13 protein-coding genes are annotated in these 14,186 nt (G+C 48.3%); 7 read left to right on the top strand and 6 right to left on the bottom strand.

Annotation, left to right across the window (positions count from 1 at the left end; all coding sequences use genetic code 11):
* Positions 1–4 precede the first annotated feature (4 nt).
* The 4 genes from F941_RS14915 (at position 5) to F941_RS14930 (ending at position 3,122) form a co-directional block, all read left to right on the top strand.
* Positions 5–448, top strand: a complete 444-nt coding sequence (locus tag F941_RS14915) for an RrF2 family transcriptional regulator (protein WP_005013006.1) — start codon at positions 5–7, stop codon at positions 446–448.
* A 99-nt stretch (positions 449–547) separates the two neighbouring features.
* Positions 548–1,432 (top strand): ribosome biogenesis GTP-binding protein YihA/YsxC, encoded by an 885-nt coding sequence (yihA, locus tag F941_RS14920; protein WP_005013008.1) that lies wholly within the window; start codon positions 548–550, stop codon positions 1,430–1,432.
* A gap of 163 nt (positions 1,433–1,595) precedes the next feature.
* Entirely contained in the window at positions 1,596–2,540 is a 945-nt protein-coding gene (locus F941_RS14925; protein ID WP_005013010.1) for a metal-dependent hydrolase, read from the top strand.
* A 168-nt stretch (positions 2,541–2,708) separates the two neighbouring features.
* On the top strand, positions 2,709–3,122 hold the full coding sequence (locus tag F941_RS14930; protein WP_005013012.1) for a VOC family protein: 414 nt from the start codon (positions 2,709–2,711) through the stop codon (positions 3,120–3,122).
* On the opposite strand, the gene F941_RS14935 is transcribed toward F941_RS14930, so the two are convergent.
* Entirely contained in the window at positions 3,119–4,378 is a 1,260-nt protein-coding gene (locus F941_RS14935; RefSeq protein ID WP_005013014.1) for a dicarboxylate/amino acid:cation symporter, read from the bottom strand. The two genes, F941_RS14930 and F941_RS14935, sit on opposite strands and share 4 nt — an antisense overlap.
* Positions 4,379–4,771: 393 nt before the next feature.
* Positions 4,772–5,644, bottom strand: a complete 873-nt coding sequence (locus F941_RS14945) for an acyl-CoA thioesterase (RefSeq protein WP_005013018.1) — start codon at positions 5,642–5,644, stop codon at positions 4,772–4,774.
* 289 nt (positions 5,645–5,933) lie between these two features.
* Between F941_RS14945 and plsB the strand changes: the two genes are divergently transcribed.
* On the top strand, positions 5,934–8,510 hold the full coding sequence (gene plsB / locus F941_RS14950) for a glycerol-3-phosphate 1-O-acyltransferase PlsB (RefSeq protein WP_005013020.1): 2,577 nt from the start codon (positions 5,934–5,936) through the stop codon (positions 8,508–8,510).
* Between the two features lie 681 nt (positions 8,511–9,191).
* Here the strand turns inward: plsB and F941_RS14960 are convergent.
* Together F941_RS14960 and F941_RS14965 are read right to left on the bottom strand one after the other, a co-directional pair.
* Complete coding sequence (locus F941_RS14960) at positions 9,192–9,425, bottom strand: DUF6500 family protein (protein ID WP_026253392.1); 234 nt, start codon at positions 9,423–9,425, stop codon at positions 9,192–9,194.
* Positions 9,426–9,475: 50 nt separating this feature from the next.
* Positions 9,476–10,249, bottom strand: a complete 774-nt coding sequence (locus tag F941_RS14965) for an NAD-dependent epimerase/dehydratase family protein (protein WP_005013025.1) — start codon at positions 10,247–10,249, stop codon at positions 9,476–9,478.
* A gap of 50 nt (positions 10,250–10,299) precedes the next feature.
* Between F941_RS14965 and recG the strand changes: the two genes are divergently transcribed.
* On the top strand, positions 10,300–12,345 hold the full coding sequence (recG, locus tag F941_RS14970; protein ID WP_005013027.1) for an ATP-dependent DNA helicase RecG: 2,046 nt from the start codon (positions 10,300–10,302) through the stop codon (positions 12,343–12,345).
* A 131-nt stretch (positions 12,346–12,476) separates the two neighbouring features.
* Positions 12,477–13,106, top strand: a complete 630-nt coding sequence (locus F941_RS14975) for a ComF family protein (RefSeq protein ID WP_005013029.1) — start codon at positions 12,477–12,479, stop codon at positions 13,104–13,106.
* Positions 13,107–13,128: 22 nt separating this feature from the next.
* Here the strand turns inward: F941_RS14975 and F941_RS14980 are convergent, their stop codons facing one another.
* Both F941_RS14980 and F941_RS14985 read right to left on the bottom strand, forming a co-directional pair.
* The gene (locus F941_RS14980; protein WP_005013030.1) at positions 13,129–13,530 is read right to left on the bottom strand and encodes an NUDIX hydrolase; all 402 of its coding nucleotides are present in this window, start codon (positions 13,528–13,530) and stop codon (positions 13,129–13,131) included.
* Complete coding sequence (locus tag F941_RS14985) at positions 13,527–14,123, bottom strand: LOG family protein (RefSeq protein WP_005013031.1); 597 nt, start codon at positions 14,121–14,123, stop codon at positions 13,527–13,529. Before F941_RS14985 ends, F941_RS14980 begins: the two co-directional genes overlap by 4 nt.
* Between the last annotated feature and the right edge of the window lie 63 nt (positions 14,124–14,186).

A 14,186-nucleotide genomic window follows, 5' to 3' on the forward strand; every position in this document is an offset into this window, starting at 1 on the left:
TATCATGCAGCTGAATAAATTCACCGATTACGCGCTACGCCTTTTGATGTATATCGCTCAGCCCAAAGAAATGCCGTACACCATTGCCGAAATTGCAGCAGATCTGCATGTTTCGCAAAATCATCTGGTCAAAATTGTGCATTTTATGGGAAAGCAGAATTGGCTGATTACCACCCGCGGCAAAGGCGGCGGCATCCGCCTCAACCCGCAGGCGCTTACCCTCCCCTTAGGGGAAATTGTGCGCATCCTGCAACGTGAAACACCAATCGTCGAATGCAACACGCCGCCTTGCGTCCTGCGCAGCAACTGCGGACTGAAAGGCATTTTAGATCAGGCCATGGAACAGTTTTATCAAAGCCTCGACCAATACACTTTGGCCGATGTGCTCAGCGCACCGCCGTCATCCAAATACACCACACATTCACCGATTCAGCTGATCAATCTGTAACTGCAGCTGCAGCCGTTTTCTTCGTTAAGATCAAAGTTCGCTTGCCCGAACGACTTCCTTTATAATAGCTGCTTGTAAATCAGTCATTGAAGTTGAGTTATGCATCAGCACAGAGGAAAATCCAGAAACAGTAAGACAGCCAATGCGCCTAAGCAAAAGATCAGCTATGAGAAAAAAGTGGATCCGGCCATTACTGAATACTCTGTACGCGCTTTAAATTGGCTGCGTAAAGCTGAATTCTTAATGAGCGCGCCGAAACTGAATTTATGTGTCGAAGATACCGGCTATGAAATTGCCTTTGCCGGCCGCTCCAATGCCGGAAAATCCAGTGCCATCAATGCGCTGACCAACCAGAAGCAGCTGGCGCGCGCATCGAAAAAGCCGGGCCGCACGCAAATGATCAACTTTTTCAGCTTAGGCAACCCAGACCAGCGCCTGGTCGATTTGCCGGGCTATGGCTATGCTGCCGTGCCGGAAGCCATGAAAATTGTGTGGCAGAAAGAGCTGGAAAACTACCTGATTCACCGTCAAAGCCTGCAGGGCCTTGTCCTGCTGATGGACATCCGCCACCCGCTGCAGCATTTTGACATTATGATGCTGGAATGGGCGCATTCACGTAAATTATTCGTGCATGTGCTGCTGACCAAATCCGATAAATTGAACCGCGGCCCTGCGTCCAAAGCGCTGCAGGAAGTGAAAGCGCAGCTGAAAAAAATGAAGCTGCAGTTCTCTATTCAGCTGTTCTCATCCCTGAACAAAGAAGGCCTGCAAGAACTCGCCAGCGTGATGGGCGGACGCTTGAATTTCACGCTGGAGCAATCGGCAGAGTTTGATTTAGACAGCATTCCTGATGCCGAAGCCGATGACGGCGAGATGGACAATGACGAATTTGAGCATGATGCCGATGATGAATTTAAGGATCAAGTTCTTGGCGATGCCGCAGCCTTAGATGAAGCGCAGATGCCAGAGGCTGACAGCAAATAAGCCTTTCCGGCGTCTTGTCTGACAAAAAGCATCATGTTTTGATATTAAATGTCCTGTATTGCTAATCACAATGCAGGATTTTTTTTTCATACTGAGCCCATGATACTCAGCGTCACAATTGAATCACTCAATGCACGGCGCGCAAAATAATAAGGATATTTTCATGACCCTGCTCTCCCGCCTTAAAAAATCAAAAATCGGCTCTTCTATCCGCTACAGCATCAAACCGCGGAAAGTTAAATTTGAATGGCAGGATACCCCTGTCGACTGGATTCCGAACCAGCCTTTTGTCAGCTACTTCGTTAATGAAATCAATATGATTTTGCCTGCGGGTGAGTTTTGGTTCTGCCGCCTGTATAACAAAGTCCTGCCTAAAATTACCGATGAAAAACTGGCTGAAGACGTCAAGGCCTTTATCCGCCAAGAGGCGATGCACGCTCAAGCCCACAACTCGGCCAACAAAGAATATCTCACCCTTCACAATATTGACGTCAGCCGCAATCTGAAAGTCATGGATTATCTTTTTGGCACCATGCTGGCGGATCAGCCGATGGGGCTGAATGTGCCAAAAGCATTGGAGCATCAATGGGATCTATTCCGCCTGGGCATTATTGCCACGGTTGAACACATGACCTGTGTACTGGGCAAATATGTACTGCAGAATAAAGAATGGGAACGCTTAGGCGCAGATCCAAACATGCTGGATTTGGTGAAATGGCACGGCGCAGAAGAAATTGAGCACCGCACGGTCGCATTTGACCTGTATCGCCATTTAGGCGGCGGCTATGTCTCGCGTTATTATCAAAGCGTCATTGTGATTGCTGCCGTGCTGGGCCTTTGGGTGGATGGCGCAGCGCATATCATGGGGCAAGACCCGCGTTATGCATCAATTAAGCCGGCCGTGTACAAGCCTTGGATTTGGCGCGAATGGGCGCGCATTGCCCAAAAAGACAATGGCATGATGCCGCATCCGCTCTGGCTGGTTTCGCAGCAGCTTGGTTATCTCATGCCGTGGTACGATCCAGTGCATGAAGCCAAAACAGAAGATGCCATTGCCTATCTGGACAGTTCGCCAGCCGCCAAGCGCGCTGCGTTGAAGGTCGCTTAAGGCGCTAAATATGCCAATTAAAAAAAAGCAGGCGGAAGTCCTGCTTTTTTTGCGCTTGAAGCCTGCACATTTTTTGAAACAGATGCAGGCATCACGGCTCTGGATAAAGCGCGCTATGATAGCGGCATAGAATAACCCTGCACAGAATTGCAAAGAAAGGATCCGCCAATGCAGCCGCATATCACCGTCATCACCCTCACCGTCAGAGATTTAAATGCTGCATTTGAGTTCTATCATTATGGCTTGGGACTGCCGAGCCAAGGCATTATCGGCACAGAGTTTGAATACGGCGCCGTGGCTTTTTTTGAGCTGCAGCAGGGTTTAAAGCTGGCGCTTTGGCCGCAAGCCAGCCTGAGCCATGATACCGGTTTAACAGCGGCGGCATTCTGCGCTGCGCAAATGTCTTTAGGCCATAATGTAGCCCGCCCCGCAGAAGTTGATCAGCTTATGCTGCAGGCAAAACGGGCGGGCGCAAAAGAAATCAAGCCCGTGCAGCCCACCTTTTACGGCGGCTATGCAGGCTATTTTCAGGACTTGGACGGACATCTGTGGGAAATTGCCTACAATCCCTGTTTTCCTTAAACATGCATTTTATGCTGCAGCGCAGGCTGTTCCAGATCTTTGGTATGGCGGTCAACCACCACGCTGATCATCATGTCACCCTGCACATTGACCACAGTACGCACCGTGTCCAGCAGGCGGTCGATTGGCAGTAAAATCGCAATGGCTTCGGCAGGCAGACCCACAGACTGCAAGACCATAATCATCGTTACCATGCCCGCACTCGGAATGCCCGGCGCGCCCAATGAGGCAATCATCGCTGTGGCGCACACCACCAGCTGCTGACCCAGGCTTAAATCCAAGCCCATTAGGTTGGCAATAAACAATGCAGCCGCCGCTTCATACAGCGCAGTGCCATCCATATTCAATTGCGTTCCCAACGGAATGACAAAACCTGCCGTTTGCGGGCGCACGCCTAAATTTTCCTGTGCGCATTTCATGGACAGCGGCATGGTGGCGGAACTGGAGCTGGTGGCAAAAGCGGTAATTAACGCAGCCCGCGTCCCTTTGAAAAAAGTGATGGGATTCATTTTTCCAAAAATCCACAGCAGTGCTGGCAATACCACGGCGCCATGAAAAATTGTAGTGCCAGTCACCACGGCGGCAAACTCCGCCAAACGGCTCAGCACCGAAATATCTTCTGTGGAAATCAGCTTGGCCAGCAAGGCAAAAATGCCCAGCGGCGCCAGTTTCATCACCCAGCCGATCATCAGCATCATAATGTCAAAAAACTGCTGGCTGAGCTTGCGCACACTGCGGAACTTCTCTCCGCCTTTCACCAAAGCGGCGCCTATAAATAAGGCAAACACCACCACAGCCAGCACATTGCCTTCTGCAAAGGCCTTAAAGGGATTAATCAGGGTGTTTTGAATAAAATTCGTAAAAAATGATGCTGGGGTTAAAGTATCCGGGGTTTGATGCTGATTCATCGCATCCTGAAACATCACAACATCTACGCCCTTGCCCACCTCAAAAATATGCGCGCAGGCTAAGCCTAAGATCAGCGCTAAAGTGGTGGTGGTGACACAGCAGGCCAAAGTAATTTTCCATGTTCTGCTGAGCTGCCCGCCTGCCTGCAAATTCGCAACGCCAACGACAATGGAACTGAAAATCAGCGGGATCAGCAGCATTTTCAGCAGGCCGATAAACACACTGCTGATGATGCCTAAACCATACAGGCTGGCATTAAAAAATGAAGTTTGCGGAAACAGGTTGAGTAAAAAACCAAAGGCCACACCCAGAATTGCGGCAATTAAAATCTGTGTATTCAAGCTCATGGCGTATGCTTATTGATATCTTCCTGCTGGCACTATGCCATGCCGCCCCTGCGGAATCGAGGATTTTTTTGTCACAAGCTCAGCACAAATAGCGCAAAATGCAGCGCTCACTTTATCTGAATCAGCAATACTTTGCGGAACTCATGGCATAAAATATGCTTCATCAGAGACTCATCTAAGCAAATAATTATAAGAGGTTCACAATGAAAAAAATTATTCTGATCGCTGTCCTGCTGCTGAACATCGGCGCGGCATTTGCCCACCCCAGCCACGGCTGCCATAAAGACGTCTCCGACGATATCCCCCATTGCAGATAAGTAGCGGATCAAGGGCAAAGCCAGCCGCATAAAAAAACTGGACACATGGTCCAGTTTTTTTATGGCATGCAAGCGCTTATTGCGTTTCAATTTCACGCAAACGGATCAAGCCTTCCTGCGTGGTGCTACAGACCAGCTGGCCATTTTGCCACATGCGGCCAAAATTCAAGCCGCGTGAATTGGCGCTGACCGTTGCGTCCATGTCATACAGCATCCATTCATCGACACGGAAGGGCTTATGGAAATACATGGCATGATCAATGCTCGCGCATTGCAGGCTGGGCGACAAATAGCTCAGGCCATGCGGACGCAGCGCCGTCGTCATTAAGGTGAAGTCCGAATAAAAGGCCGCAATCGCCTGATGCAGTGAAATCTCATCCACTTCAGGCGCAATCGGATCGTGCGTGCGCAAGTAATGCGCATAGGTCGGCGCTTCAGGCTGCGGCTGATAAGGATTGCTCGGGTTAATTGGACGGATTTCAATATGGCGGTCGCGCATAAAGCTGGCGCGGACATTTTCCGGCACAAATTCCACCATTTGCTTTTTCAGCTCGGCTTCATTTTTCAAGCTTTCCGGCGCAGGCAATTCAGGCTCAGAAATTTGATAATTCAAGCCATCTTCCTGCCCTGCAAAAGAAATCATTGCGGTAAAGATGGTGCGGCCATGCTGAATGGCGCGCACTTGGCGGCTGGCAAAGCTTTTGCCGTCCCGCAGGCGGTCGACTTCATAAATAATCGGCGCATTGATATCACCGCCATACAAAAAGTATGCATGCAGTGAATGCGCTGGGCGGTCTGCCGTATATGACGCAGCTCTTAAAGCCTGCCCTAAAACCTGGCCGCCGAATACCCGCTTGCCCACCAAATTGCGGCTTTGCCCGCGGAAAATATTTTCTTCCAGCTTTTCCAAGCTGAGCAGTTCTACGAGTTCCTGTGTTAAGGCATTCATAAGCAACCTATCAAATGTTTGGGATTGCCCAAAATCAGGCAAAAATAGCATGCATGCAGAATACGCTTATATTGCCATAAATTCAGAGTAAATCCCTAGAGATTGGCTGACTGCCGTGTCACGGCGATTTTTTTCAATAATCTGCTCAAAACATGCTTTTTAACGATAAAATCTTACACTTAGCCTGTGATTTATCAGAAAATGGCAGGCTGTTTTTCAGTACAATTATGCAAAATAACCGGCCGCCCCTGCATTTTAAAAAATTCCGGCCGTTTAACGAGGAGTTTGTATGTCCAAAAGTGGTTTTGGTCAAATATATAGAAAGCTTTCCAGCAAGCTGCTTGACCTTGTCGTAACCCCGCACGTTCTGGGAGAGATTCCTGCAGAACCGGCAGTTCTTGCCGCCCAGAGCGAAGACAGCACAAGCCCCCCGCAGAAAATTGTCTGTTATGTCATGCTGAACCACTCGCGCAGCAACGCGCTGGTGGTGGACGGCGAAACCCGCCGCCTGAAGCTGCATCCAGCGCTGAATCCGCTGGTGCTGGGCAATCACACCGAAAAAGCCTCTATGCTTTTTCTGCAGCACCGCGATGAAAACAATCTGCTGAATCCGCCGCCGCATGCCTTTCCGCCGCGGTTATTGCGCTTAATTGAAGCTTTAGAGCAGCAGCCGGATTTAGATGTAGAACTGATTCCCGTGACTCTGCTGTGGGGCCGCGATCCGGAAAAAGAAGATTCATGGCTGAAGCTGTTGTTTACGGATACATGGTCTACACCAAGCAAAGTGAAGCAGCTGGTGAACATTGGCCTGCATGGCCGTCAAACCTATATTGAGTTTCACGAAGGCCAGTCTTTGCGTAATTTGATTGATTACGCCAAAACCACACATCCGAATTCCTCTCCTGCAACGTATATCACCAGCACTTTAAATGATTATTTGGATGCGCAGCGTGAAGTGGTGCTGGGCCCGGATTTATCTGACCGCCGCAATGTGATGCATGGCCTGATTAAAGCGCCGGATGTGCAGGATGCCATCCGCCGCGAAAGCATCCGCGGCAAAGTCAGCATGGTGGAAGCTGAACGCCGTGCCATCGGCTATTTAAAGGAAATCGTATCGGACTATTCGCATTCAACTGTGCGTTTTGCCGATGTTGCGCTGACCCGCTTATGGACGCAGCTGTATGACGGCGTAGAAGTGCACAATTTCAGCACCGTGCGTGAGCTGGCCAAAGATTACGAGATTATCTATACCCCATGCCACCGCAGCCATATTGACTACTTACTGCTGTCTTATGTGATTTATAAGCGCGGCCTGATGGTGCCGTATATTGCCGCCGGCGACAACCTGAATATGCCCTTTGTCGGTCAAATTCTGCGCGGCGGCGGCGCCTTCTTCATCCGCCGCACCTTCCGCGGCAACGGCCTCTACACCACCGTGTTCAAAGAATATCTGTACAGCATTCTGTCGCGCAATACGCCTATTGAATACTTTATTGAAGGCGGGCGTTCACGCACAGGCCGCTTATTGCCGCCAAAAACCGGCATGCTGGCCATGACTGTGCACAGCCACTTGCGCGGGCGCGCGAAACCGATTGTGTTCCTGCCAACCTATGTTGGCTATGAACGCCTGATGGAAGGCGCAACCTATGTCGGTGAAATGAACGGCAAGCCGAAAGAAGGCGAATCCATTTTAGGCATCGTGAAAACCTTGCGTAAAATTGAACGTATTTTTGGCAAAGTGCATGTGAACTTCGGCGAACCGGTATTTTTGGATGATATGCTGAAACAGCACGGCGCAGATCAAATTACAGTAGAACGCAATGACGCGCCAATTCCGCAGGAAGTTTCTGATGCCGTGAACAGTGCTGCGCATGCGATTATGGAAAATATCAACCGCGCTGTCGTGATTAATCCGGTCTCTTTGCTGTCGCTGATTTTACTGGCCACGCCAAAGCATACGCTGGATGAAGAGATCTGCGTGAAGCAGCTGGACACTTACCGCAAGCTGCTGACTGCCCTGCCGTATGATGCGCGCATGCAAGTGACGCCGCTGTCCGGCAAGGAAATTATTGCTTACGGCTTGAAGCTGAAACTGATTAAGCGTGTGAAGCATGTATTGGGCGATATTATTGCCATTGCGGATGATCAAGCTGTGCTGCTGACCTACTTCCGCAATAACATTCTGCATGCCTTTGTCTTGCCGTCGTTAATTGCCGCCTTGGTTGAACACAACGGTTCAATCCGCCGCGGTGACTTGATCAATGTGATCCGCACGCTGTATCCATTCTTAAAAGCTGAACTGTTTTTAAAATGGCAGGATGAAGAGCTGAAAGATCAGATCTGCGCCTATGCAGATGCACTGATTCACGCTAAGCTGATTTCAGAAGATGCCGAAGGCAATCTGCTGTCACCTTTGCCGAACAGTGAAAACCACAATCAGCTAGTGGTATTGGCTGCGCCTGTGATGCAAAGCCTAGAGCGCTATTACATGACGCTGGCGCTCATCACCCAGCGCGGTTCGGGCAATATTTCGACCCGTCAGGTGGAAGAGCTGAGCCATTTAGTGGGCCAGCGCCTGTCTGTGCTGTATGAGTTCAACTCGCCGGAGTTCTTTGATAAAGCGCTGTTCCAAAGCTTTATTAAGGTGCTGACGGAGCAAGGCTATATTGGCAAAAATGAAGAAGGTTCGATTGTCTTTGATGACAACTTCAAAAATGTCGCGCAGTACGCCAATTTGGTCTTGGATGATGTGACCCTGCAAATGCTGCAGCATATCACCACCTTCAGCGATGAAGAGCTGAAAGAGACTTTAGATAAAGTGGCAGCTGAACAAGCGAAGAAACGCTTAAAGCGCAAGAAAAAATAAAAGTCTAACCCTCTCCTTTTACGCCATTAAAAGCTCAGGAATATGGGTAAGATACAGGGGCAAGTTTTATAAAAGACTTGCCCCTTATTTTACTTCGAAAAAAATGGATATTTCTATTTAGGGTTTACAAAAGGATTTTGTATAAGAGATTTTATGTTAAATGTTCTTTTGCCTAGAACTACTTTTATTTTTCAATATAAGTTGTCAATAAAATCGGTGACTATTCAGAGTTACTTGATAATATGATTTTTAATCCTTCCATATTCATCTGTATATAAAAAAATACGAACTGTACCAGATTTTTTATTACCATTAATATAAACCGTATAATAAACTTCACCATTTATAGAGTAACTTGCCTTAACAATATAATAATCTTTCACCACACCACATTTACTTCGAACTAAAGAGTCACTCGAAATAATATTGCCCACATATTCCTCGTTTCTCATATTGTCTGGACTATACTTCCAAATGAACAAAGATATGAATATTATTAGAAAAATCAAAGATAGAAACCTATATTTTTTTAAAAACTCTCTCACAGAATCAATCATCAAATAAAATCTAAAATTAACACAATGCAGCTTGTTTGAAATGCTTAAAATGATTTTATTGTACAGGTTTTTAAATTTTAAAGCTTAGATTTTATCTAGGCTTTAAAATTTCATATAATTGCCATTATGTTAAATTAGGCGAAGACTCACTTAAAACAAGTGCTTTAATTTTTACGGCTTTTTCAAAATGATCTAATTTATGCTGCATGATCCACCAATCAGCCGCTTCCATTAAAAGCTCAGGATTATCATTTTTATTCTTAAAAAAAGCATAGAAAGACAAACCTACGCTATCTCCTTTTTTCGCAATTTTCTCATTACACCCATGAATAAATATTTCTCTTAACTCTTTTCTCATATTTTTAAATTTCCCTAAAATCAACATAAACGGCACAAGCTGACAAAACATTAACTATCCCTATACTCTAACCTAAACCCGCACGCCACCATCCGCTCTGCAAAAATCCGTTTCCCCGTTTCCCTGCCGCTTTCCAGCACCAGCTCGGGCAAACTTAATGAGCGTTGAATTGCCAAAATCCGCTCATGCAAAGGCTGCGGCTGATTATTGGTGCAAATATATGATTTTTCTGCATGTTCCACGTGAAGCAGGTGCACTAAGAATCTCGCAAGATCATCAATGTGAATGCGGTTTGCCCAGTGAATATTTGGATAGCTCTTTGTCGTCTCAGCCAGCTTATGCATGCGTGCAGCAGATGTCCCATAAATTCCTGCCGGGCGGACAATCACGCACTGTGCAGGGAAAGCGGTTTGATACAGCTGCTCCATCTGCAAGAGCAGCCTGCCCTGCACATCCATAGGCATTGGCAGCGTTTCATCATCCACACGCTCACCCGCATTTTCGCCATACACCCGCGTAGACGACACCACGATGATTTTTTGAATCGGATGCTTTTTTAAAGCCTGGGCAATGGGCTGAACGCTATCCACATAGGTCTGCTGATAAGCTTCTGCAGTCGATGCATTTGGCGACAGCAGCACATAGGCTGCATCTACAGGCGCCATGCCGCTTAAATCCAATTGATGCACATCCTGAATCAGATGATTGGCATGCGCATCAGTTTTCGGGCTTCGGCTGATTGTGGTAATTTGGTGGCCCTGCGCAAATAACAGTTTTGCCGCGCGCTGAGATGTTTTACCATAACCGATAAATAAAATATGCATTTAACACCTAATCACAGATCTATTTCTGTTTGAATATATGCTGAGGGAAAATGGCTGCCGTTCATCAATTGCAAGGCGTAGGAAATGCTGCGGCCGCATTGCTCGAAAAACTCCACATTTTTACCACCGATGACTTGCTGTTTCATTTGCCGCGCGACTATGAAGACCGCAGCACTATTATACCGATGAATCAGCTCACGGCCGGACGCAGCTATTTACTCGAAGGCATGGTGAAAAGTGTGGACTTCCCGCCGGGAAAACGCAAATCCATGGCAGTCTTGCTGGATGATGATACGGGCAAAGTTACCTTACGTTTTTACCATATTTATAAAGGCATTACCGACCGCGCGAAAATGGGCGCCCGCCTGCGCATCTTTGGTGAAATCCGCGTTGGCGCGCGCGGGCTGGAAACCTACCATCCCGAACTGCAGCTGATTACAGAGCACACCCCGCTGCCGCAGACCCAGCTGACCGCCATTTACCCTGCCACCGATGGCCTGACCCAGCCCAAGCTGCGTGAATACATTAAGCAGGCTTTAGAAAATCACAGTGATCATCTGCCTGAACTGCTGCCGCAGAAATTTACCAATGGCTATGCGCTGAAACAAGCGCTGGATTATATTCACCATCCGCCGGTAAATGCCAATATGCTCCAGCTGACGCAAGGCTCGCACCCTGCTCAGCAGCGTTTGATTTTTGAAGAACTGGTGGCGCATCAAGTCAGCCTTTTGACCCGCCGCGCCTATGTGCAGCAGATTGAAGCGCCCTCGTTCAGCCCCAGTCAAACTTTTGCTAAAGCCCTGCTCAGCACGCTGCCTTTTGAAATGACCGGCGCTCAAAAGCGGGTATCCAAAGAAATTGTTAAAGATTTAAAACAAAACAAACCCATGCTGCGCCTAGTGCAGGGTGATGTCGGCGCGGGTAAAACCTTGGTGGCAGGTGTGGCTGCCTGCCATGCGCTGGAGGAAGGCTGGCAAGTGGCGCTGATGGCGCCCACTGAAATTTTGGCTGAGCAGCATTATTTAAATTTTAAAAAATGGTTTGAGCCTCTGGGCCTGACCGTGTCTTGGCTTTCAGGCAAGCAAAAAGGCAAAGCCCGCGCAGCAGCCGAACAGAGCATACAAGACGGCAGCGCCAATTTAGTGGTCGGGACTCATGCGCTGTTTCAAGACAATGTCGCCTTTGCCAAACTTGGCCTGGTGATTATTGATGAACAGCACCGCTTTGGGGTCGATCAGCGTTTGGCGCTGCGCAATAAAGGCCTGAACGGCATGACGCCGCATCAGCTGGTGATGACCGCAACGCCTATTCCGCGCACATTGGCCATGTCGGCCTATGGCGATTTGGATACCTCGGTGATTGATGAACTGCCGCCCGGCCGCACCCCGATTCAAACTGTAACCATCCCGCTGGACCGCCGTGAAGAGGTACTGCAGCGCATTGCCACCAACTGCGCCGAAGGCAAACAGGCCTATTGGGTCTGCACCTTGGTGGAACAGTCCGAAACCTTAGATGCGCAAGCTGCTGAAGCCACCTTTGCCGAAATTAAAGAGCGTTTTCCTGAACTGAATATCGGACTGGTGCACGGCAAAATGAAAGCCGATGAAAAACAGGCCGTGATGCAGCAGTTTAAAAACAATGAACTTCAATTGCTGATTGCCACTACCGTCATTGAGGTGGGTGTAGATGTGCCGAATGCCTCGATTATGGTGATTGAAAATGCGGAACGCTTGGGCCTTTCTCAATTGCACCAATTGCGCGGACGGGTGGGACGCGGCGCCAAAGCCAGCTTCTGCGCCCTGCTGTATAAAAATCCGCTGTCGCAAAATGGGCAGGAACGGCTGCGCATCATGCGTGAAACCAATGACGGCTTTATGATTGCGGAAAAAGATTTGGAACTGCGCGGGCCGGGTGAACTCTTAGGCACCAAGCAAACCGGCGATATGGGCTTCCGGGTTGCCAAATTAGAACGTGATGACCACCTGCTGAATCAGGCGCATTATGTGGCGCAGCAGATTTTAAAGGATGATCCGAAAAATGCAGAGGCTCTGCTGAAACGCTGGCTGCCGGAAGCGCCGAGATATGCCTATGTTTAAGCAGTGCAACAGCAGAAAAATCTTTTTAAATCTGAAATGAGCCGCCGGCATCATCAGCGGCAAGTGTTAATGATGCGGCATAAATAACCACAAAAGCAATTCAACAAAAAAACAAAAAGAACGAGAAAAAGATGCTAAAAATAATCAACAGCGTCATGCGCCACGGCTTAAAGCAAATGTTGCCTTGCGTGCTCTGCGGCATCGATGCACAGCACAAACATACATTATGCAAAGACTGCTGGAACAGCCTGCCTTGGCTGAAAGAACCCGTTTTGCGTCAGGAAATGCAGGTTTTTAGCGCCTGCCATTATGCCTATCCTTTAGACCGCATCATTCAGCAATTTAAATATCAGCAGCATCTGCATTATCAAACGGCGCTGGCAGGTTTATTGCGCGAATTAAAGCTCCCTAAAATTCAAGCCATCGTGCCGATGCCGATCTCTTTGGAAAAATTGACTGAACGCGGCTATAACCAATCCCTGCTGCTGGCCAAAGGATTGTCTGCGCATTTGAATGTCCCCATTTGGCAGCCGGTTCAGCGCTTGCAGCAGCATTCGCAGAAAGGCCTCAGCCGCTTAGAGCGCTTGCAGGATATTCAGCAGCAGTTTGTAATGAATGAAAAACCAAGAGTGCGTTACCGAAAAGTCTTGATTGTAGATGATGTGGTGACCACCGGCAGCTCCATTCACGCCCTAAAACAGTGTTTAGAGCAGCTGAACTGCCGGCAGATATCCGCGGTATGCTTAGCTGCCGCTCAATAGCGGCAGCACAGAAAAAGGACTGTTAAGCTGATGCCACCAGATACTGCTTAACCCATGGCATCACAATTTCTGAGGTTAATGGCGCTAGCGCTGTTTCTGCATCATTCAAATCCACCCATTTCATTTCTGCAATTTCCGCCTGAACTTCCGGGTTTCGGTCTAAAGTGACATGGTAAACATAGCTGACCAGCAGATGATCTGGCTCATTGGCTGCCGGCGTCTCAAAACGGCCTAAATAATGCTGAATTTGCGCCGTGCAGCCAATTTCCTCTTCAATTTCCCGAATAATGGTGCGTTCAGGCAATTCATTCGGCTCCAGCTTGCCGCCCACCTGCATAAAGCATGACGTATTTTTCTTGCGCACCAAGAGCAATTGATGCTGATCATTCAGGACAATGCCTGCCGCGACAGTAATGACTTTCATGCACGTTTCACTAAATTTTGCTGATCGGCCATGCCCCATTTAGGCTGCGGCGGCACATACGCTTTAAACTGCTGCAGAATTTCTTCAATGCCGTCCGATGCAATCAGGCTGCTGCTGAAACGCTGATGGGTAAAGCCTTTATCTACAGTAGTTTGAATGAATTTCAGCAAATCATCATAAAAGCCATCAACATTTAAAAATGCGCACGGTTTTTGATGAATCCCCAGCTGCGCCCAAGTCCACTGTTCAAAAATTTCTTCCAGTGTTCCAGCACCGCCCGGTATCGCAATAAAGCCGTCAGCCAGTTCTGACATTTGCGTCTTGCGTTCATGCATATTTTCAACAATATGCAGTTCTGTGAGATCCGGATGCGCCAATTCACGGTCAACCAGCTGCTTTGGAATCACGCCGATCACCTTGCCGCCCGCCTGCAAGGCGCTGTCCGCCACCATGCCCATCAATCCCGAACGGCCGCCGCCATACACCAGCGTAATTTGATGCTGAGCCAGTGTTTGTCCAACCAATTGCGCCATCTTTAAATAAATCGGGTCTGTTCCTAATGCAGAACCGCAAAAAATTGCTATAGATTTCATTCAGTATCACCGTGTTATCAATCTGTCATGCCGCTAAAATAAACTTCATGGAGTTTTTTTAAT

Origin of the sequence: Acinetobacter bouvetii DSM 14964 = CIP 107468 (assembly GCF_000368865.1) — a bacterium.
GTDB classification, from domain to species: domain Bacteria; phylum Pseudomonadota; class Gammaproteobacteria; order Pseudomonadales; family Moraxellaceae; genus Acinetobacter; species Acinetobacter bouvetii.

Bases quoted from the DNA above. Each gene is read 5' to 3' on its own strand.
- recG (WP_005013027.1), top strand. From the start codon at position 10,300: ATGGCTGCCGTTCATCAATTGCAAGGCGTAGGAAATGCTGCGGCCGCA.
- F941_RS14945 (WP_005013018.1), bottom strand. From the start codon at position 5,644: ATGAATGCCTTAACACAGGAACTCGTAGAACTGCTCAGCTTGGAAAAG.
- plsB (WP_005013020.1), top strand. From the start codon at position 5,934: ATGTCCAAAAGTGGTTTTGGTCAAATATATAGAAAGCTTTCCAGCAAG.
- F941_RS14925 (WP_005013010.1), top strand. From the start codon at position 1,596: ATGACCCTGCTCTCCCGCCTTAAAAAATCAAAAATCGGCTCTTCTATC.
- F941_RS14930 (WP_005013012.1), top strand. From the start codon at position 2,709: ATGCAGCCGCATATCACCGTCATCACCCTCACCGTCAGAGATTTAAAT.
- F941_RS14975 (WP_005013029.1), top strand. From the start codon at position 12,477: ATGCTAAAAATAATCAACAGCGTCATGCGCCACGGCTTAAAGCAAATG.
- yihA (WP_005013008.1), top strand. From the start codon at position 548: ATGCATCAGCACAGAGGAAAATCCAGAAACAGTAAGACAGCCAATGCG.
- F941_RS14935 (WP_005013014.1), bottom strand. From the start codon at position 4,378: ATGAGCTTGAATACACAGATTTTAATTGCCGCAATTCTGGGTGTGGCC.
- F941_RS14980 (WP_005013030.1), bottom strand. From the start codon at position 13,530: ATGAAAGTCATTACTGTCGCGGCAGGCATTGTCCTGAATGATCAGCAT.
- F941_RS14960 (WP_026253392.1), bottom strand. From the start codon at position 9,425: ATGAGAAAAGAGTTAAGAGAAATATTTATTCATGGGTGTAATGAGAAA.
- F941_RS14965 (WP_005013025.1), bottom strand. From the start codon at position 10,249: ATGCATATTTTATTTATCGGTTATGGTAAAACATCTCAGCGCGCGGCA.
- F941_RS14985 (WP_005013031.1), bottom strand. From the start codon at position 14,123: ATGAAATCTATAGCAATTTTTTGCGGTTCTGCATTAGGAACAGACCCG.
- F941_RS14915 (WP_005013006.1), top strand. From the start codon at position 5: ATGCAGCTGAATAAATTCACCGATTACGCGCTACGCCTTTTGATGTAT.